General features: G+C 72.1%; 22 protein-coding genes and 1 tRNA gene. All 23 read right to left on the bottom strand.

Features of this window, described 5'->3' with window-relative positions; translation table 11 throughout:
- Position 1: 1 nt before the first annotated feature.
- Positions 2 to 220 (bottom strand): tail protein X, encoded by a 219-nt coding sequence (locus HBB12_RS06665; protein WP_236988624.1) that lies wholly within the window; start codon positions 218 to 220, stop codon positions 2 to 4.
- A gap of 2 nt (positions 221 to 222) precedes the next feature.
- A complete protein-coding gene (locus tag HBB12_RS06660; RefSeq protein ID WP_236988623.1) occupies positions 223 to 636 on the bottom strand; it encodes a phage tail protein in 414 nt (137 codons plus the stop codon).
- A 10-nt stretch (positions 637 to 646) separates the two neighbouring features.
- Positions 647 to 4996 carry a phage tail tape measure protein gene (locus HBB12_RS06655; RefSeq protein ID WP_236988622.1) on the bottom strand — a complete coding sequence of 1450 codons (4350 nt, stop codon included), beginning with the start codon at positions 4994 to 4996 and terminating at the stop codon, positions 647 to 649.
- A gap of 1 nt (position 4997) precedes the next feature.
- Complete coding sequence (locus HBB12_RS34245) at positions 4998 to 5132, bottom strand: hypothetical protein (protein WP_272913250.1); 135 nt, start codon at positions 5130 to 5132, stop codon at positions 4998 to 5000.
- A gap of 26 nt (positions 5133 to 5158) precedes the next feature.
- Positions 5159 to 5659, bottom strand: a complete 501-nt coding sequence (locus HBB12_RS06650; RefSeq protein ID WP_236988621.1) for a phage tail assembly protein — start codon at positions 5657 to 5659, stop codon at positions 5159 to 5161.
- Complete coding sequence (locus tag HBB12_RS06645; protein WP_236988620.1) at positions 5656 to 6186, bottom strand: phage major tail tube protein; 531 nt, start codon at positions 6184 to 6186, stop codon at positions 5656 to 5658. The genes HBB12_RS06650 and HBB12_RS06645 overlap by 4 nt, the downstream gene beginning before the upstream one ends.
- A 65-nt stretch (positions 6187 to 6251) precedes the next feature.
- Positions 6252 to 7532 carry a phage tail sheath protein gene (locus HBB12_RS06640; RefSeq protein WP_236988619.1) on the bottom strand — a complete coding sequence of 427 codons (1281 nt, stop codon included), beginning with the start codon at positions 7530 to 7532 and terminating at the stop codon, positions 6252 to 6254.
- Between the two features lie 83 nt (positions 7533 to 7615).
- Complete coding sequence (locus HBB12_RS06635; protein WP_236988618.1) at positions 7616 to 8128, bottom strand: hypothetical protein; 513 nt, start codon at positions 8126 to 8128, stop codon at positions 7616 to 7618.
- A 21-nt stretch (positions 8129 to 8149) separates the two neighbouring features.
- The gene (locus tag HBB12_RS06630) at positions 8150 to 8920 is read right to left on the bottom strand and encodes a hypothetical protein (protein ID WP_236988617.1); all 771 of its coding nucleotides are present in this window, start codon (positions 8918 to 8920) and stop codon (positions 8150 to 8152) included.
- Positions 8921 to 8930: 10 nt separating this feature from the next.
- Positions 8931 to 9497, bottom strand: coding sequence for a phage tail-collar fiber domain-containing protein (locus tag HBB12_RS06625; RefSeq protein ID WP_236988616.1), 567 nt, complete (start codon positions 9495 to 9497; stop codon positions 8931 to 8933).
- A 3-nt stretch (positions 9498 to 9500) separates the two neighbouring features.
- Positions 9501 to 10244 carry a phage tail protein I gene (locus tag HBB12_RS06620; RefSeq protein WP_236988615.1) on the bottom strand — a complete coding sequence of 248 codons (744 nt, stop codon included), beginning with the start codon at positions 10242 to 10244 and terminating at the stop codon, positions 9501 to 9503.
- Positions 10237 to 11226, bottom strand: coding sequence for a baseplate assembly protein (locus HBB12_RS06615; RefSeq protein ID WP_236988614.1), 990 nt, complete (start codon positions 11224 to 11226; stop codon positions 10237 to 10239). Before HBB12_RS06615 ends, HBB12_RS06620 begins: the two co-directional genes overlap by 8 nt.
- Positions 11223 to 11633, bottom strand: coding sequence for a GPW/gp25 family protein (locus HBB12_RS06610; RefSeq protein WP_236988613.1), 411 nt, complete (start codon positions 11631 to 11633; stop codon positions 11223 to 11225). The genes HBB12_RS06615 and HBB12_RS06610 overlap by 4 nt, the downstream gene beginning before the upstream one ends.
- Before the next feature lie 26 nt (positions 11634 to 11659).
- On the bottom strand, positions 11660 to 12073 hold the full coding sequence (locus HBB12_RS06605; RefSeq protein WP_236988612.1) for a hypothetical protein: 414 nt from the start codon (positions 12071 to 12073) through the stop codon (positions 11660 to 11662).
- 10 nt (positions 12074 to 12083) lie between these two features.
- On the bottom strand, positions 12084 to 12644 hold the full coding sequence (locus tag HBB12_RS06600; RefSeq protein WP_236988611.1) for a phage baseplate assembly protein V: 561 nt from the start codon (positions 12642 to 12644) through the stop codon (positions 12084 to 12086).
- Positions 12641 to 13252 carry a hypothetical protein gene (locus tag HBB12_RS06595; RefSeq protein WP_236988610.1) on the bottom strand — a complete coding sequence of 204 codons (612 nt, stop codon included), beginning with the start codon at positions 13250 to 13252 and terminating at the stop codon, positions 12641 to 12643. The genes HBB12_RS06600 and HBB12_RS06595 overlap by 4 nt, the downstream gene beginning before the upstream one ends.
- Complete coding sequence (locus tag HBB12_RS06590; RefSeq protein ID WP_236988609.1) at positions 13249 to 13731, bottom strand: phage virion morphogenesis protein; 483 nt, start codon at positions 13729 to 13731, stop codon at positions 13249 to 13251. The genes HBB12_RS06595 and HBB12_RS06590 overlap by 4 nt, the downstream gene beginning before the upstream one ends.
- Positions 13728 to 14201, bottom strand: coding sequence for a gp436 family protein (locus tag HBB12_RS06585; RefSeq protein WP_236988608.1), 474 nt, complete (start codon positions 14199 to 14201; stop codon positions 13728 to 13730). Before HBB12_RS06585 ends, HBB12_RS06590 begins: the two co-directional genes overlap by 4 nt.
- 165 nt (positions 14202 to 14366) lie before the next feature.
- Positions 14367 to 14444 (bottom strand) — tRNA-Ile (locus HBB12_RS06580).
- A 9-nt stretch (positions 14445 to 14453) separates the two neighbouring features.
- The gene (locus HBB12_RS06575) at positions 14454 to 14963 is read right to left on the bottom strand and encodes a hypothetical protein (RefSeq protein ID WP_236988607.1); all 510 of its coding nucleotides are present in this window, start codon (positions 14961 to 14963) and stop codon (positions 14454 to 14456) included.
- 43 nt (positions 14964 to 15006) lie between these two features.
- Positions 15007 to 15975 (bottom strand): capsid protein, encoded by a 969-nt coding sequence (locus HBB12_RS06570; RefSeq protein WP_236988606.1) that lies wholly within the window; start codon positions 15973 to 15975, stop codon positions 15007 to 15009.
- A gap of 37 nt (positions 15976 to 16012) precedes the next feature.
- Complete coding sequence (locus HBB12_RS06565) at positions 16013 to 16384, bottom strand: hypothetical protein (protein ID WP_236988605.1); 372 nt, start codon at positions 16382 to 16384, stop codon at positions 16013 to 16015.
- 30 nt (positions 16385 to 16414) lie between these two features.
- On the bottom strand, positions 16415 to 17419 hold the full coding sequence (locus tag HBB12_RS06560) for a phage protease (protein WP_236988604.1): 1005 nt from the start codon (positions 17417 to 17419) through the stop codon (positions 16415 to 16417).
- Positions 17420 to 17706: the final 287 nt, after the last annotated feature.

Raw genomic sequence — 17706 nt, 5'->3', positions numbered from 1 at the left:
CTCAATCACCCCACGGGTTGATGCTGGGCAGAACCGGGCTCGCCGACACGGGATCGGGCACGACCAGGCGCGTGCCGGCCGGCACGAACAGGCCTTTGGCGGCGAGCCCGCGATTGGCCTTCAACAGGGCTTCAAGGCCACCGTCGCGCTCCCGGCCGACCACCCCCTTCGCCACCACGTCGATGCGGTCCTCGTCCGCGGTCGTCGTCTCGCGCGCCATCCTCAAAACCCTCCCGCCCGGCGGCCGACCACCAGGAGCTCGACGTCGAATTCGTGCCGGTAGCCGACGCCGTCCGGGGCGATCTTCTCTTCCCCATGGCCGAGGCGGCGAACGGCGACGTCGCCCACCACCTCGCCGATGTTGCCGGCCATGAGGCGGATGTACGGGACCACGTCCTGCGCCTCGTGGTGGCGTTTCAGGGCGGCGTAGGCGCCCAAGCCCCCCATGACGTGCGGCCGGGCCGCGAGGTGCAAGGTCAGCACCCGGGCGCCGAGGCCGGTCGGCTGGTAGAATGGTTCGTCGTCGAACACCGCCTGCTCCGCCCAATGGGCCTCGGACCGGTAGTCGAAGCGGCGCGGGTTGAGGCCGATGACCTCCAGCACGGCGCTGCCGATGCAGCAGAGGGGATGGCTCATGGGGCGGACCTCATGCGCTCTCGACACCGGTATCGTGCAGGGCGCCGTCGCGGGCGTCGCGGGCGCGCCGGTCGGCGGCACGGGAGATCTGGCGGTGCAGGCTCGCCACGTTCTGCACGCCGTGGACGTGGATCGGTCCGTTGATGGTCACGCCTCCGCCGCCCCGGCGCAGGGAGGCGGATTGCAGGCGCGGCGCGTTCCCGGCCGGGGCCGCCGGAGCTGCTGGGATGGCCGGCGCGGAGCGGACCGGCGTCGTTGCCGCAGGCCGGCCCGGCGCGCGGCCGGCGCGCGCTGCGGCCGGCGTCGCCGCGCCGCCGGGCGGCATGACGAGGCGCGGGGCGATCGTCGGCGTGGCGGTGAACGACAGGGCGGCCCTGATCCGCGCCGCGGCGGCAATCGCGGCGGCGATGGCCTGGTCGGTGCCGGCCTGGATGGCGGCGGTGTAGCCCTGCATGCTCTCCCGGGCCGGCCCTGAGAGATCCTGGCCCATCGTGGTCTTGAGCCGCTTGGCGCCGTCCTCGGCGGCGCGGATGCCGTCCAGGGCCGGCTGCGGGTCGAACTTGAGCTTGATGTCGATCGGCGGCACGGCCGGAATGGGGGGCACCGGCTGCGGAGCGGAGGCCGGGCGCGGCGGTTGAGGCACAGGTGCTGGAGCCTGAGCCGTCGCAGCCGGCCGTTCCGGAACCGGGGCGGCTGGCGCCGGCCGCTGGCTCTCGACGCGGCGGCGCAGGTCGGCGATCTCGGCCTCGACGCCGCGCCGGGCGGTGATGATGCCGGTGTCGGGGATGCGCACGTTGGCCTGGCCGCCGCCCGCCAATGCGCGTTCCAGGACACCGATGCGCTGCTGGAGCGCGGCGACGGTGCCTGCCGCCTCGCCCCCGGGTGCAGGTGCCATGGCCGGCCGGGCCTGCACCGGCGCGACTGCGGGCGCTGGAGCTGGGGCCGGCGGCACTGATGCAGGAGGCGCCGGGACCGGGGCGGCAGGCTGCTCTGGGACGGGCGCAGCCGGCGCCGGCCGCGGGCTCTCGACGCGGCGACGCAGGTCGGCGATCTCGGCCTCGACGCCGCGCCGGGCGGTAATGATGCCAGTGTCGGGGATGCGCACGTTGGCCTGGCCGCCGCCCGCCAATGCGCGCTCCAGGACACCGATGCGCTGCTGGAGCGCGGCGACGCTGCCTGCCACCTCGCCCCCGGGTGCAGGTGCCATGGCCGGCCGGGCCTGCACCGGCGCGACTGCGGGCGCTGGAGCTGGGGCCGGCGGCACTGATGCAGGAGGCGCCGGGACCGGGGCGGCAGGCTGCTCTGGGACGGGCGCAGCCGGCGCCGGCCGCTGGCTCCCGACGCGGCGGCGCAGGTCGGCGATCTCGGCCTCGACGCCGCGCCGGGCGGTGATGATGCCGGTGTCGGGGATGCGCACGTTGGCCTGGCCGCCGCCCGCCAATGCGCGCTCCAGGATACCGATGCGCTGCTGGAGCGCGGCGACGGTGCCCGCCACCTCGCCGGCCGGCCCGACCACCGGGGCGGGCCGCGCCTCCTGCGGCTCCTGCGGCGCGACCGGAGCCGGCTGGATCGTGGGCTGCGGCTGGATCGTCGGCGCCGGCTGCACGGTCGCGTCGGGCCGCACCGGCGCAGGCGGCGGCGTCAGGGAGGCCGGGCGAGCGGGCGGGAGCGGCGTCGCCGGGGCGGGCGGGCCCGGCCGGGCCGGCGGCAGCGGCACGGTCATCACCGGTGCGACAGGAGCCTGGGCCGGAGCCTGCGGCTCGGCCGGCGGTCCGCCCAGCGCCTCGAACCGCTTGCGCAGGGCCAGCAGCTCGGCCTCCGCAGCCTGGCGGCTCATGATGACGCCGGTATCCGGGATGCGCACGTTGGGCTGGTTGCCGGCGCCGAGGCCGCGTTCCAGGAGCGCGATCCGCCGCTTGGTTTCGATCGACGCGCGGGCGGCGGCCTCGCCGAACTCCACGTCGGTCATATCGCGAGCGCCGGCCGGGCCGACGCCGCGCATACCCTCGGCGGCCTTCGCGTCCCGGCGCGCGGCGCTCTCGCGCTCTCGCTGCGCCTGCTCCAGCAGGGTCTTGCGGGCTACCTTGTCCTTCGTGCCCTTGGCGCGCTCCTCAAGCTTGTCGGCCTCCGCGCGGTTCTTTTTGGCCAGCTCCTTTTCGTCCTCCGCCTCCTGGAACCTTCGCTGGACGAGTGCGCGAGACGGATCCTGGGTTGGCAACGGGGCAACGAGATGGTCGAGGAACTTGTCCTTTGCCCAAGCACCGGCCTTCATCGCGGCCGTAGTCGCTCGGCCGATGGGATCGCCCTGCTTCGGGTCCTCGCCACGAGCCCGCATTTCAGCGTCCGCCAGCGCTCGCCGTCGATCAAGCTCGTCCATCTGCTGGATGGCGCCCTGGATCGCTCGATTGATCCCCGGCAGCGCCCACCGCCCCAATCGATCACCGACGTCGCCGGTCAGGGCCTTCAGCCGCTCCAAATGGTTCGCGGTGGTCGAAAGCTGCGTGTCGAGGTTCTTGGTCAGCGAGCCCTTGAAGTTCGCCGGATCGCGCAGGAAGTCGCGCTGCTTCTTGAACTCAGCAAGGGAGCCGCCGGTGAACTTCGCCAGTTCGTCCCACCATTCCTCGCCCATCAGGCCCTTGGCGACCTTCACGGGGTCGGCATGCTTGCCGATGCGCTCCAAGATCTGGGTGATGGTCGTGTCGGCGTCGCGCGCCATGTCCTGCGCGATCTTCTTGCCGTTCAGGCCGAGTTCCTTGAGCGCGTCATTAACCTTCTCGGCCGCCTTGCCCTCGCCGCCGGCCGTGCGCAGCTTCGATGTGAACGCCTGATAGAACCGAGCCGCGACCTCGGGCTGCATGCCGCCGCTCTTGAGTGCCGTCAGCGCCGCAAGCGTCGTGTCCATGCTGGAGCCGGCCAGACGCGCGCCCTCCGCCGCGCGCTGGAACATCTCGACGATGTCGCGTTCCTTGGCGGCCGAGTTGTCGCCGAGCGCGTTGATCTTGTCGCCGAGCGTTTCCATCTCGGCGATCGTGAGCTGACCCGCCGACTTGATCTCCGCCAGGTTCTGCGCCGCTTCGCGAGGCGCCATGTCCCAGCCGACCGAGGCCTTCGCAGCCAGGCGCACGTAGCGCTCCAGATCCTGGAACTTGATGCCGGCCGCACCTGCCTCCGCTGTCATCTCGGCGAGCCCGTTGCGCGGCAGGCCGAGATCGATCGCCGTCTTCGCGACCGTGCGCTGGAGCTGCTGCAATGCCTCCGGGTTCGGCGCGTCGTTGACCTTCTTGACGACCTCCGCCCACGCCTTCTCGAAGCTGATCGCTTCGCCCACCGTGGCGCGCACCGCCGCGCGCGCGGCGTAGATCCCACCGGCCGCCGCGACGGCCTTGTTGCCCAGCGCCAGGATCGTACCGCCCTCGGCACCAGTGGCAGCCCGGACGCGCTGCTCATCCTCCGGGGCGAGCGGGGCATGCGGGCGCGTCGCGGGCCGGACCGGGCGCTGGCGGACTGGAGCGGGGCCGCTCGGCCGCGGGCCCCACGGCCCGGGCGCCGGGGCCTCGACCTGCGGCGCGCGGATGCGGGGCACCACCGAGGTCGCGCGGGTCAGGTTATCGGCGAGCCGGCCGGCATTGCGGGCCGCTCCCGCGAGCTGGTCACCCAGGCGCGCCGTAGCGCTGCCGGTGGCGGTGAGACCGGTGCGGGCGGCGCCGATGCGATCGAGCGCACCATCGGCCCGCAAGGCGGCCCGCTCCAGCATGCGCAGGTCGTTGCCGAGGCGGGAGGTTGCGGCGCTGCCGGCGGCGAGCCCGTTCCGCTCGGTGCCGAGGCGGCGCAGGGCGGCGTCGGTGCGGCTCGCCGCGCCGCTCAGGCGGGACAGGTCGGCGCCGAGGCGGGCGGCGGCGGAACCGGTCGCGGCAAGCCCGGTGCGGTCAGCGCCGAGCCGGCGCAGTGTCGCATCAGTGTGGACGGCGTTGCCGGCAAGGCCCGACAGATTGGCCCCGAGGCGGGCGGAGGCGGCCCCCACGGCCACGAGGCCGGAGCGCTCGGCGCCGAGCCGCTTCATCGCGGCATCGGCCTGGCCGGCCCGGCCGGCGACGGCGCCGAGGTCGGCACCGAGACGGGCCGCGGCGGTGCCGGTGGCCGCCAGGCCGGTGCGGCTCGCCGCGGTCCGGCGCAGGGCGTCGTCGGCCCGGCCGGCCGAAGTCGCCACCCGGCCGAGATCGGCGGCAAGCCCGCCAGCCCGCACGCCGTTGAGGCGCTGGGCCGCGCCGCGGAGCGCGTCGAGGTCGCGCTTCGCCTCGCCGGCCGGCGCCTTGAGGCCGTTGATCAGCCGGAGCCGGAGGGCGACGTCGAGGTTGGCCATGTCACTCCCCGGTCAGGGCGCCCAGGATGGCGGCGAGATGGTCGGCCAGCAGAATGGCGAGCTGGGGTGCCACACCGCTCTCGGCCTCGATCGCCTGCGCCTCGGCGTGCGCCAGCACGACTTCGTCCCAGGGCATCGCCAGGATGCGGGAATACGGCTCGTTCAGGCCGCGGGCGGCGGCGACGGCGAGCGCCCGCCACTCCCGGAAGTCGGGCTGTAGAAGATCGCCGCGACGGCGCGGGGCAAGAAAGGGCGCGCCTTCGCCAGAACCTCCGCCCCGTCGTCGTCGATCAGCCCGCGCAGGACCGGAGCCGGCAGGCCGGACATCGCCGCGACGAAGTCGTAGAGGTCGTAGTTCGCACCCTCCGGGATCGCCTCGATCACCGCGCCGACTTCCGCCGTGGTGAGCCGCCGGACCGTGATGCTGCGGACCTCGCGGCCCTCGTGGCGGAACGGATAGTCCAGCGGAATGTCGGTCCGGATCGCCGCCGGGTCGAGGAAGTCGAGCACGGCGGCCTCGGGGCGCGATGCCGGCGGGGCGACCGGCGCCGGGGCGGCGGGGGCCGGCGCCTCGCCCGGTGCGCCTTCCGGCGGCAGGGCCGGCATCTCGGCCTCCGGGTAAAGCTCCAGGGGACGGTCGGGGCGGTGGTTCGGCTCGCTCACAGCATCGTCCCTCCGGAGATGGCGAGGTTCGTCGCCATCTGCTGGTAGGGATTGACCCCGTTGATGAGCGTCGCGCCCGGGCCGGCGAAGAAGTCGAGGCGGTGGATCGCCCGTCCGTCGACGATGTCCTGGTAATAGACGATGTCGCTGAAGGTGTACTCGCGCCCGGCCGCCTTGTGGCCCTTCACCGCCGCCTGCTTCGAGACGAGGATCAGCCCCTTCAGGGTGATGACCCGGCCGCGGTTGGCGCCGGTGCGGAACGACAGCAGGTTCTCGTAGTAGGTGGCGGTGATGTAGTTGCCGGGCAGCCGGCCCACCATCCCCTGCACCTCCGGATCGGCGGTCTTGAGCTTGATCTTGGCCTCCAGGGCCTTGACCTCCTCCTGCCACTTGACCGCCATCATGTGCCCGCCGGGCGTGAAGTCGTCTTCGGCATGCGCGATCTCGGGCAGCTCGACCTCGTCGAGGACGCGCCAGGTGTTGATGACGTCGAAGTACCAGTTTCCACCGCGGACCACGTTGTCCATCGGACGCTCCTTTCGCCGCCCTGCGGCACCTCTCAGGTAGTCGGGCCCTCAATCCCTGCTCGCCTTCAGGCGGCGAGCTGGCCGCTCACGCCGTACTGGCTCATCGCCTGCTGGATCTCGTCGGCCAGGATGTTGAAGGCGGCTTCGTAGCGGCCCGTGTAGACCTGGATGTCGGTGATCGGCGGCGCTTCCTCGAAGTTGAGGGTCACGGCGAAACCACCGGTCCGGAGCACGGCGTTGGTGTTGAGGTTGCGTTCCCAACGCACCTCGCCGCCGAGGATCGCCGGCTCGGGGAGCCCTTTCAGCTCGGACAGGAAGTCGTCGAGGCTCTGGAGCAGGATCACGCCGACATGCGTGCCGAGGTTCTGGCCGACATACTTGACCAGGGTGCGCGGGATCACCTCGCGCACAGCCTTGCGGGTGCGCACCACGTTGATCGCCCGCCACAGCGGGTCGTTGGACGTGTTGAAGAAGCCCCAGAAGGTCTTGCCCTGGGGGCTATTGCTCGCCCGCGAGGTGCGGTTCTTCTCGATCTGGACGATCGAGTTGACGCCGCGCTGGATCAGGTAGTTGGCCTCGCAATCGGGGTCGGAGATCGAGAACGACACCGCCCGGTCGGGACCGAGGATGCCGCCGAGCGCCTGGTTGCCCGGGTTGTAGTACGGCCCGCCGCGGGCCTTGTCGGTCTTCGAGATCAGGGCGGCGACGTGGGGGGCGCTGTCGCGCACGATCGGCACGCCGTTCACGCTCTCGCGCGCCGCCTGGCCGACAGCGATGATGTTGAGGGAGGTGGCGAAGTCGGCCGCCCACTCGGCCGCTGCCTCCTTGGTGGAGGACGGCGTGAGGCACACCCCCATGGCGGTCGGCAGCCGCTCGCAGATCGCGTCGATCGCGGTGGCGGCCGGGTTCGCGGCGCTGCCGAGCCGCTGCATCGTGTAGTCTGGGGCGATGATCAGGTCTGCCTCGACGCCGGTCTCCCCCTGGCCCGACAGCAGGGCGTAGAGGCCGGTGCGCGCGGATGGCGAGCCGACGATCTTCGCCATCTGCTGTTCGAGGGTGGTGGCCCCGGTCATGTCCGGCACCACGGCCTGGATCGACGCGACGATGCCGGCATTGATGCAGGCGTCGATGGTCTTGCGCAGGGTGCCCGACGTGCCGGCGCCCGCCACCATCTCGGCGTCGTCGGTGGTGAACAGGACGGGATAGTCGGGCGGGAACAGGGTGCGGTTCACGCCCGTCGCCGTGAACGCCCCTCCGATCGTCGCCATGTCGGCGATGATGAAGGGCGCCTTCTCGGTGCGGTTGAGGAACGTTCTGACGCCGACATGGGGCGTGGTGGCGGGCATGGGCGGTCCCCTTGGTCGGACGCGACGGTCGAGGGGACGCTAGGGGGCAGGCCGGAACGAGATCAGCCTGAAGACGTGCAGGGTCAGTCCGGGAGGGTCGGCCAGACGACGGCGTCGTAGGCGGCCTGGGCCCCCTCGATCGAAGAGGCGGCCTCGACCGCCGCCTTGGCGCCGAGCCGCGTCCCGCGGATCGCGGCACCGATCGCCAGCCAGATGTCGCGCGCCGCCTGGACGCTGCGGGCGACGCCGAGGATATCCGTTGCCGGCGCCCCCGTCTCCGGGTCGATGTCGATCCCCACCGTGGCGGCGAGCATCGGGTACCGCCCGGCCGTCGCGGCCGACGCCTCCCCCTCGAGGGCCGCTGCGGCCTGGGTCTGGGCCTCCTGGTATTCGAGCGCCTGACCGACCCCCGGAGACAGGACGGAACGGCGCAAGCTCTCCGCGCGCTCGTCGATCGCCACCGTCAGGCGAGCCTTGACACCGACGAGAACGACATCGTCCGGCACGCCGGCCTCGCGCAGCATCGGGACGGTGAAGTCCGGGTAGGTGCGACCGTCGTGGTTGAGCGTGAGAGGTGCAGAGATGGCAGAGAACACGTGAGCACTCCGGAATGGGAATTACGCGGCCTTGAGATTGGTGGAGTAGTTCCAACTGCCGTTCGGGTCGGCGCCTGCGGCGATGCCGTCGAAGACATGGCCGCTCGCGTTGGTGCCGAGCGTGAACCCCGTCAGCGTCACGACCGAGCGGCCCCCGTTGAACGACCCGACCAGCGCTGCCGCCCCCGGGCCGCTCGCCGTCAGCGTGCCGGCCGTGAACTGCATGTTGACGAACGCGGCCGAGCAGAAATGGGCCCGATTGCTGTAGCCCGCCGGGACGTCCGGGAGCACGAAGTTACAGTTCGCCGAGAAGAACTGCCCTGCCGAGAAGAAGATGCCGGCCGACATCGTTCCGACCGTCAGCGAGGGCGAGTTCTCGGCGATGCCGAGCAGGGTCACCGTACGCAGATAGTTGACCCAGCCCTGCGCGTTGGCGGCACGCTGCGCGCCGTATATGTACACGTTCGTCGCCGCGTTGTGGCGCAGACGGATCACGTCGTCCCCGAGGAGGACGATGCTCACCCCCTGCGAGCCGAGCGACGCCAGGACGTTGTCGGTCGAGCGCTTCGGAGCAGCCAGGCTCGCACCATCGTTCGCGTTGTTGCCGTTGATCGGGTCGACGTAGAAGGTCACCGCCAACGGACGCGCGTTGAAATTGTTGATGATGGTCGTGACGTTGTTGGTGTTGGCGTCGAACTTCGCCTGCACCCGGGCCTCCAGCCCGACGACGGAGGCAACCGCCGCCCGCAGGTCGCTGGTCGCTTGGGTGAACATCTCCATCAGGGTCGGCATGTCGGGGCTCCTAGTAGATCTTGCGGTCGACTGACCGGCGCTCCGCCTCCAGGGCGGCAATGAAAAGGCGGCACTCGGTCGAGAACAGGCCGAAGAGCCCCGCCATGGGGTCCGGGATGTCCGGCTGCTGGACGGTGATGTTGAGGATGGAGAGCGGGAGCTGGCGAAGATACAGTTCGTGGGCGAGGTCGACCTCGGCCCGCGGCGTCCGGTAGGCCAGCGGCGCGGCAGCCACCTCGCTCCACACGCACAGCATCTCGCCGCTCTCGAGGTACCAGCCGACCTCACGGATCGGCAGCTCGCTGCCGTCGGTGGTGCGCGGGATGCGGGCGAGGACCCGGAACCCGAAATCCGGCACCTTCGTCCCCGACAGGATCGGCGCCCGGACGTCCTCGCGCACCAGGCCAGTCTGCGTCCGGGACGGGACGTAGCCCTTCCAGGTGCCGCCGTCGGCGATCCCGCGGCCGACCGCCATGTGCGACAGCCGCGCCTCGATCCCGTCGCCCTGCGCGCGCAGGCACGCGGCGAGGCCGACATCGACGATGGTGGGGACGAGGGCGAGGACATCGACGGCCATGGGTCATCCAGCGTGGGCGGTGAAGGTGACGCGCACCCGCGCCGCGGCGGCGGGGGCGAGGCCGAGGACCGCGCCGATCGGCGGCATCGGCAGGGCCGCGTCGGCGGAGACGGCGACCCGGGAGACGGCGGCAGCGGCGGGCGCCAGGCCGAGGCTGGCGGCGGCCGGCGGCATCGGCAGGATCGCGTCGGCGGAGACGGCGACCCGGGAGACGGCAACGGCGGCGGGCGCCAGGCCGAGCCCGGTTTCCAGGGCGACCCCGACCCGCAGCCGGAACCCCCGGGACAGGGGCTTCGTGCGCATCACCGTGTCGAACACCGCCTTCAGCAGGCGATCGTCGAGCACCGGGCCGTCGGCGTAGAGCTTGGCGCGGGCCAGCGCCAGGATGTCGACCGTGTAGGGCTTGGCCGGCGGGTTGGCCTCGAACCACTCGGTGATCACCGTCTCGACCCGCAGCGCCGCGAGCGCGAGCGTGGTGGCGTCGAGGGCGCCCTTGATGATGTGGACTGCCGGCGCCACCTCGATGACGGCGCGGCGGATCGCCTCCGGCCAGGCCGGGTCGTAGACGTCGACCGAGCGCGCCCAGGCCCGGCGGGACAGGTACGGCTCCGGCACCTCGGCGATGCGCGGTCCGCCGATGCGGCGCACCAGGTCGGTGTCGATCGCGTCGAGGCGGGCGTCCGCATCGGCGATGGCGCGCTCCAGCGGTGTCGCGTCGCCCGGCAGGACGTCGTCGAAGTCAGCCATCGGCCAGCCTCACCTCGACCTCGATCCCCGTGCAGTACGGCGCCCGGTAGGCGCCCTGCGGCGTCGCCACCGTGATCGGCACGCCGTTGACATCGGCCGCGGGCGAGATCAGCTCGACGTCCTCGGTCAGGTTCCTGCCGTTGGCATCCGGCACGGAGGCGGCGCCATAGAGCATCCGCAGGCGCTGGGCCGCGCCCGATCGGTGCTGGCGCTGGGCCTGCACGAACAGCCTCGCGAGCGCACGCTTCCTCACCTCGTCCCGGTCGGGGCCCTGACCGACATAGATGATGGCCTTGATCGCGTAGGGCACGATGATCGCCGGCATGACGGTGACGAAGTCGGCCATCGGCCGCCGGTTCGTCGCCGACACTGCCGCCTGCACCTCGGCCACCAGCCCGGGCGAGGCGGTGCCGTCGCCGGTGGCGGAGACGATCGGGATGTGGACGCAGCCGTGGGGGATGAACGGGGTGTCGTAATCACCGCCGAACGACATCGGGCCGATCGGCAGGGCTGCCTTCGCGCCGGTCTGGTCGGTGGCGAAGAACAGGTACGCGCCCTCCGGCCCGCAGGTCGACAAGGCCTCGGGCGCGAGCTGGATGCGGCGCCGGTAATCGTCGTCCTCCTCCATCACCGCGTCGGTGCCGGCGACTGGGTCGGCCGGGACCAGCGTGTTGCGCTTGACCGGCGGGATCTGCGTCGCGCCGAGCGCGTCGAGGAACGGGCCCCACGCGTCCGTGAGCAGTACCGCCCGGATCGCGTCGTCCCGGCGCGACAGCATCAGCAGCTCGCGCGCCGCGCCGGCCTCGGCGTTGGCGACCACCAGGGGGTCGGTCTCCAGCATGTCGACGTCGTAGGAGAAGCCGTGGAAGACCAGCCGCTCGACCAGGAGGCCGAGGCGCGCCTGTTTCAGGCCCTCGTAGGTGTCGATGCCGAGCGGCAGGGGGCCGAGCTGCGACAGGTCGATGTCGTCGAAGCGGCTCATGCGCCGGCTCCGACAACCGGCGCGGTCGCGACGCCGCTCAAGGTGAAGCTGGCGGTGACCGGCTCGCGGATGTCGAAATTCCCGAACCGGCCCTCCGGGAAGTAGATCCCGGAGGTGCCGAGCGCGAGAAGGCCGGTCGCCTCGGCCCGGCCGAGGGTGAAGCGGGTGATGTCGTATTCCGGCTCCCAGGCCCGGATCGCCGCGCGGGCGTCGCGGTAGAGCGCCAGCACCACCGGCGCCACCATGTTGCGGCCGATGTGGCGCACCCCGACGAACCCGAAATCCAGCAGCATGACCCGCTCAGTCGGCACCGTGCGCAGGATCACCCCGACCGACTGGCAGACATGGGCGAAGCCGACGAGCGGCTTTCCGGTGACGCGGTCGATGCCGGCGCGGTAGCGGATCATGACGCGGAGGATCCCGGTGCGGGCCGTCAGGCGGCGGGCGGGGTGGCGGCGGACACGGCCGGCTCGACCGCCGGCTGGGCCCGGGCGCGGCGGCTCGCGGTCCCGGCATCGGGCGCGGCCGTGGCCTGCGGCGGGGCCGGCTCGGCCGCGACTGCCCCGGCCGGCGCGGGGCTAGCAGCCGGCGCCGGTTCGACGACGGGCGGCCCGGGGCGCGGCCGGCCGCCGATCCGCTCGGCGTCGGCGCGCATCCCCGCCAGCACCTCGCTGTCGGAGGTGAACGCTTCCGGCAGCGTCTCGCCGGCCGGGACCAGCTCGCCGGCCTGGACGGCGTGCTCAGCCTCCGCCTCGGTCAGCGTCAGCCTCGCGCCGGGGCCGGACACCACGCGGCCCGCCACCCGGCGGCCGGCGCGCTCCGTGACCTCGTAATCCCTGGTCTCCATGGTCCGCTCCTCAGATCAGCACGTTGTCGTTGCCGTCGACGGCGGTATCGCCGTCGCTGTCCTTGCCGCCCTTGTAGTGGGCCGGGCGACTGCCGCCCTTTGCGACGAACTTGCCGAGCATTTGAAGGCCGCTTGACGTGACCTCGAAGCCCTGTTCGCCGAGCTTGAACGTGATCTTGTCCTTCGTGGCCGACAGCCGGGCGGAGCCGACCTCGAACAGCACGTTCTCGTCGGCTTCCTGCTGCGGGTGCTTGTTGCTGTCGTTGAAGGTGCCGAAACGGGCGACGCTGTCGGCCCCGACCACGCCGGACCCGCTGTCGAGGTACATCTGCTCCCCGACCGAAGGCAGGACGAACGCCTTGAAGGCGCCGGCCGAGTTCGACTGCACCCGCACCCACGGGCTCAGGATCTTCTCATCCGTCTCCGGGTCGCGCCCGATCTCCAGGCGCACCTTGCGGGTCTTCTCGTCCCGCTCGGCGACCGTGCCGTCCAGCGACGCGAGCGCGATCTTGCGGTTGAGGCGGACGTTCTCCTTGCGGAGCGCGCGCAGCTCGTCGGCGATGTAGCTCATGGCGTCGGCACCGGCGGCGGCGTCCAGTCCGGATCGCCGGGCAGGATCGCGCGGGCGGTCGCACCGGCCGGGACCGGGCTGTCCATGTCCATGAACGGCACGCCCTGGCCGTAGAGCATCTGCCACCAGGTGACTGAATGGTAGGCGGTGGCACGCTCCTCGGTGCTGACGCTGATCAGGCTGCGCGCCTCGGCGCCCTCCGGCATGCCGATGTCGGTGAGCCCCCAGCGCGCGACCTCCGGCAGCTCGGTGAGCGCCAGCAGCCCGTCGCAGAGCGCAAGGCCGAGTTCGTCGCGGTAGACGAGGCGGCCGCCCTCGCCGTAGGGGCCGTCCTCGGTGACCACGTAGGCGACGATCTCGACCGGCACGTCCCGCAGGCCGCTCATCCGCCCGTCGGCCGGGCGGATGCGCACCGCCGCGACGCCGATCGACGGCGGCCGGAACATGTCCTTGTTGTCGAGGTCGTCGATGCTGATCCGGCCGGGCAGGCTCTTCACCTCGACCGCCGGGAGCAGGCGCGCCAGCGTCGCCACGATCGCGTCGCGGCAGGCGAAGGCGCGCGAGGCGGCCAGCAGCTCGGGGAGCCCCATGGGCGTGGCCGCCGTCATCGCGCCAGCCCCGACAGCCACTCGATCGTGACCTGTTCGATCTCAGTGCCGTTCTCGGCCGAGAGGCCGACGAAGGGGCGAGCGGGGATCTTGACCGATTTGCGGAAGTGGACCTTGCCCCGGATCACGAAGCGCAGCCACTTGGCCTTCTTCACCGTGATGACGGCGCCGTCCTGGTGGATGTGGGCGAATTCCCAGCTTGAGCCCCATTGGACCTCGCCCGCCCCGACCTCGAAGGCGATGCTGTCGCGCAGGTGCCGGCCGCTGCGCAGCAGGATCGGGTTGCCTTCCAGGTTCGGCGGCCACGCCTCGCCGTCCGGCCCGGTCTTCTCCTCTTCGATCCGGCGGCGGGTCTGGCTCTCGCCGATGGTGCCGACCGTCTCCAGCAAAGCCGCCTCGTCCAGCTCGGCGAAGCGGGCTATGAGCGCGTTGGCGGCGGCGAGGTCGCCGACCGTGATCGAGAGGCCGACGCCGTTCATGCCGCACCCCCGAAGCGGCGGCGGGTGAACAGGCGCTCAGGGGCGTCGATCACCACCTCGTTCGGCGATCCGGAGGTGGCCGGGCCCTCCGCGGTCGCCGGGCCGCCGGCCGGCGTGACGGTGAGCGCGCCCTTGCCGGCCGCCATGTCGCGCAGGCGGGCGATGGCCGCGGCATAGCGCTTCTCGATGGTCTCGCTGGAGCGGCCGAAGGAGAGGGAGACGCGGTAGAGCGTGATGTCGATGGCGTAGAGGCGCAGCACCGCCGCGCTCTCCGCGTCGACCCGCTCCAGGTCGTCGGGCGTGTAGCGCGAGGCGAGGATGCCGCGGATCTCCACCGAGGCGTCGAGGCAGGCATTGTCGACCCGCACCGTGTCGATCTCGCGGGTCTTCTCGTCGGCCGCCAGCACCGCCAGCTCGCGCGGGTGGCGGGCCTGGATTTCGGCGCGGGTGACGAAGGGGGCGCGGGACACGGGCGGGCTCCGGGAGAAAGGGGGAGGCCGGCGGGGAAACTCTGCCCGCCGGCCCGGGCCGTGGTGCGGCCCTCATGCCCGCGGGCGGCGCACCACGCCGTTTCCGCGGGTGGCCGGGTTCGGACGCCACACGCCCTCTGCCGGCCGACGGGCAAACGCCCGTATTGGTTGCGGGGGCCGGATTTGAACCGGCGACCACGGGCTCATGAGGCCCAAGCTCTACCCGGCTGAGCTACCCCGCCAGGAGACGGATCAGGCGTCGCCGATCTCGGGCCAGGCCCGCGGCAGCACGGCACCGATCGTCACCATCTCGGAATAGGTCGCGAAGTCGGCGTAGAAGCCGCGCCGCTCCGGATCGGAATGGTCCGGGTCGTAATCCACCCCGTCGTGGGTGATGCGGGTGGCGACCGTGAGCCGGCGGTTGCCCGGCACGGTCGCGGGATCGATGACGGGTGCGGGCGCGACCGGCAGGGCCCGGCCGTCGAGGGTGTCGCGCGAGAGCGGCCGGTCCTCGACGCGCGTGACGCTCTGCGCGATACGCTCGGCGCCGACGCCCGGGCCGGGCACCTCGACCGGCACCACCGGGGCGCCGAGCGCCGCCGCGGCTCCGGCGAGGCTGCCGGCGACAGTGGCGGCGGCGTCCGCGCCCTCGACCGGGACAGCCGGGATGACGCGCTCCTCCGCCGGCGCGGTGGTGCCGACCGTGGCGGCCTCGCGGCCGGCCGGCGGGATGATGATCTTGGGCTCACGGTCACGGGCCATGGAACGATCCTTCAAGCGGGGTTGAAGCGGGCGGGCGGACCGGTCAGGCGATGACGTTCTGGAGCAGGTAGCCGACGTCCTTCGCCACCACCTGCTCTTGGACGCGCTCGCCGACCCGGACGACCACGCCGCCTTCGAGGCCAACATTCTTGTCGTCCCACTTGCCGCCGATGCGGGTGCCGTACTGCGCGGTGAAGCCCCAGGTGATGCCACCTTGCTCGGGGCGAACCTGCGGGTTCGTGTAGTGGAACTGGATCGACTTGCCCCAGACGCGGGAGATGTTCTCGACCTGGCCGCGGCGGGCAGTGTTGACGAAGCTCTCGCCGATCAGCAGGCGCTTGCAGCCCTCGCCCGAGAACAGCCGGACGAAGTCGTCCGGCGAGATGATGCCCCGGCCGGTGGTGTTGCCCTTGACCGCGTTGACGAGGTGGGGGTGCGAGGACAGCACGGTCCAGCTGTCCCGGCTCATCGACACGGTGTTGGGGCGGTGGATCAGCGTGCCCTGGAAGCACGCCTTGATCACGCCGATCGGATCGCTGTTGACGTAGTCCGAGAACTGCGCCGTGCCCGACAGCACCCGGCGCCGGGTGGCGGCGTAGTTGTTCGGGTCCTGCACCACGGTCGCGACCCGCACCTCCCGATCCAGCACGATCAGGTCGGTCAGCCCCTCGGCCGCCAGGTTCTCTGGGTCGATGATGCCGAGGTTGGCCTTGCGCTGGGCCTCGGCCTCGCGGATGTCCGAGTTGGGGATCGCATCCTCCAGCCCGTAATCCTCGACCGCCCCTGTTCGCTCCACGCCGGAGAACTCGACCCGCTCGACCCGGCCGCGCCGGCCGACGCGGGTGTCCGGCACGGTGAAGCGCTCGGCGATCGGGTACTCGGTCCACTTGTACTTCTCGCCGAGCACCGGGATGCGCGGCATCACCGCGTCGGCGATCAGGTCGGCGGTCTGGTTGCGGTAGCCGATCGCGATGGCGGTGATGACCGGATCGACCGGAAAGGGGCGGACCATGGTGGCGGGCCTTCTTGCAGGGCGGTGAGAGGAGGGTTCAGCCGTCGATCACGCCGGGCGCGACCAGCACCGGGACGATGTCGTCGGCCACTGCCGGCTCCTGCGCGAAGCCGATGTAGGAGACGGCGACGCCGGCCCGCTTGACCGCCTTGACCGCCCGGCCGTTGGCATCCGCGGTGACGCGGTCGCCGGGCGCGAGCGTGCCGCCTGCGCGGGCATCGGCGATCTGGGTGAGCTGCACGTCGGCCATGCCGCCCGCGACCGATCCCATGCTGTCGACGATGCCGGCGAGCGCGTCGGTGTCGGCCGAGGCCTGGCGCACCTGGCCGCGGGTGCCGGTATGCGCGACGATGCTGTAGGGCGCGACCGCGGCCGGGGTGGCGCGGCTGTCGATGAAGCCGTCCCGCATGGGTGAGGGTCCTTCGTCGGAGAAGAGGGGTCAGGCCGAGGCGGCCTTGCGGGTCGCGAGCGTCATCGCCTCGCCGAAGCCGATCGGACGGCCGGCCGCCTTCGCCTCGTCCTGGATCTTCTGCGCCGCGGCGGCGAGCAGCACCGGGTCGGCCGGGGCGTCGCCGCCTTGCGGCGGAGCACGATCGTCGAGGCCGGAGCCCGGCAGGGCCGGGGTCATGCCGGCGAACAGCTTCTCGACCGTGTCGAGGCCGGCATCCGTCGAGCACAGCGTGACGTAGTGGTCCTTGAGCGCCGGCACGATCTTCTTCGCCTTCAGGGCGCCTTCGATCAGCCCGGTCACGCGCGCCTCGCGCGCCGCCTTCCTGATGCTGTCCAGCTCGCCGGTCTTGGCCTGGAGCTGCGCCAGCGTCTCGTCATGCACCGCCTTCGGCACGGACCCGGCCTTCAGGGCCGCGAGGGTCGACAGGCACTCGGCCTCGCTCGCACCCTCGGCGAGGCCGAGCGCGGTGGCGATCGTCTTCATGGTGTGGGGCTCCTGCGATCCGCCGGCATGGGCCAGCGCGGGTTGCCCGCCCAAGGCGGGCGAGGTCACGAGCGCGACGGCCTTGAGCCGGATCGCGCTGCCGCCGTTCTGGAAGAAGGACGGCGAGGTGTAGCGGTACTTGCGGGCCGCCAGCAGGGCGCGCCCCTCCTCCAGCCAGTCGACCTTGATCTGGAGCGCGCCGTCATGCTCGCGCAGCTCGGTGCCCCAGCCGACGGCATCGGCCCGGCCGCCCATCAGCGCGGCGGTGTCGGTGGCGTGGTTCACGTCCACCGGCAGGTCGATGCCGTCCGCCTGGAAGGCGGCCTTCAGCGTCGCGGCCGAGACCTCGAAGGTGCGCCCGTCGCGGGTCTGCACCCGGCCGATCTTCGGAAACAGCGTGATCCATTCCGGCGCGCTCCCGTCCGTCGGCAGGGCGGTGACCGTCGAGAACAGCACCAGGCCGGCGGCCTCGGCGAGTTCGAGCGGGGATCGGAGGGCGGGCGTCGTCATGCCCGCACCCTGGCCTCAAGCCGGGACCGGCATCATCCTGAAGATGTTCAGCGGGAGGGGTGGGCGGCGGTGCGGCCGGGTCAGGATGCAGCCTAGCAGCCAACCCCCGCGCTGGCATGCCCCTGAGATCGCTTCAGGAGCTTCAATTCCATCTTCAATAAAAATCGGGCCCGGATGGCCGTCCGGGGCGCTGAGGCCGCCCACGGGCCGATTTTCGCGGGGGCCGGTTGCGGGCTGCCGGGTCGGCGCGTATCTTCACCTCGGCCCAGCCAGCCATACCGTCGCTC

This window comes from Methylobacterium sp. SyP6R, assembly GCF_019216885.1.
Classification (GTDB): Bacteria; Pseudomonadota; Alphaproteobacteria; order Rhizobiales; family Beijerinckiaceae; genus Methylobacterium.
Note: the sequence above shows the minus strand (reverse complement) of the source record. Positions and strands in the feature narration are given on the sequence as shown.

Excerpts from the sequence above, each read along its gene's own strand:
- HBB12_RS06665 (WP_236988624.1), bottom strand. The coding sequence starts at position 220 with ATGGCGCGCGAGACGACGACCGCGGACGAGGACCGCATCGACGTGGTG.
- HBB12_RS06660 (WP_236988623.1), bottom strand. The coding sequence starts at position 636 with ATGAGCCATCCCCTCTGCTGCATCGGCAGCGCCGTGCTGGAGGTCATC.
- HBB12_RS06655 (WP_236988622.1), bottom strand. The coding sequence starts at position 4,996 with ATGGCCAACCTCGACGTCGCCCTCCGGCTCCGGCTGATCAACGGCCTC.
- HBB12_RS34245 (WP_272913250.1), bottom strand. The coding sequence starts at position 5,132 with ATGCCCTGGGACGAAGTCGTGCTGGCGCACGCCGAGGCGCAGGCGATC.
- HBB12_RS06645 (WP_236988620.1), bottom strand. The coding sequence starts at position 6,186 with ATGGACAACGTGGTCCGCGGTGGAAACTGGTACTTCGACGTCATCAAC.
- HBB12_RS06640 (WP_236988619.1), bottom strand. The coding sequence starts at position 7,532 with ATGCCCGCCACCACGCCCCATGTCGGCGTCAGAACGTTCCTCAACCGC.
- HBB12_RS06630 (WP_236988617.1), bottom strand. The coding sequence starts at position 8,920 with ATGCCGACCCTGATGGAGATGTTCACCCAAGCGACCAGCGACCTGCGG.
- HBB12_RS06625 (WP_236988616.1), bottom strand. The coding sequence starts at position 9,497 with ATGGCCGTCGATGTCCTCGCCCTCGTCCCCACCATCGTCGATGTCGGC.
- HBB12_RS06620 (WP_236988615.1), bottom strand. The coding sequence starts at position 10,244 with ATGGCTGACTTCGACGACGTCCTGCCGGGCGACGCGACACCGCTGGAG.
- HBB12_RS06615 (WP_236988614.1), bottom strand. The coding sequence starts at position 11,226 with ATGAGCCGCTTCGACGACATCGACCTGTCGCAGCTCGGCCCCCTGCCG.
- HBB12_RS06610 (WP_236988613.1), bottom strand. The coding sequence starts at position 11,633 with ATGATCCGCTACCGCGCCGGCATCGACCGCGTCACCGGAAAGCCGCTC.
- HBB12_RS06605 (WP_236988612.1), bottom strand. The coding sequence starts at position 12,073 with ATGGAGACCAGGGATTACGAGGTCACGGAGCGCGCCGGCCGCCGGGTG.
- HBB12_RS06600 (WP_236988611.1), bottom strand. The coding sequence starts at position 12,644 with ATGAGCTACATCGCCGACGAGCTGCGCGCGCTCCGCAAGGAGAACGTC.
- HBB12_RS06595 (WP_236988610.1), bottom strand. The coding sequence starts at position 13,252 with ATGACGGCGGCCACGCCCATGGGGCTCCCCGAGCTGCTGGCCGCCTCG.
- HBB12_RS06590 (WP_236988609.1), bottom strand. The coding sequence starts at position 13,731 with ATGAACGGCGTCGGCCTCTCGATCACGGTCGGCGACCTCGCCGCCGCC.
- HBB12_RS06575 (WP_236988607.1), bottom strand. The coding sequence starts at position 14,963 with ATGGCCCGTGACCGTGAGCCCAAGATCATCATCCCGCCGGCCGGCCGC.
- HBB12_RS06570 (WP_236988606.1), bottom strand. The coding sequence starts at position 15,975 with ATGGTCCGCCCCTTTCCGGTCGATCCGGTCATCACCGCCATCGCGATC.
- HBB12_RS06565 (WP_236988605.1), bottom strand. The coding sequence starts at position 16,384 with ATGCGGGACGGCTTCATCGACAGCCGCGCCACCCCGGCCGCGGTCGCG.
- HBB12_RS06560 (WP_236988604.1), bottom strand. The coding sequence starts at position 17,419 with ATGACGACGCCCGCCCTCCGATCCCCGCTCGAACTCGCCGAGGCCGCC.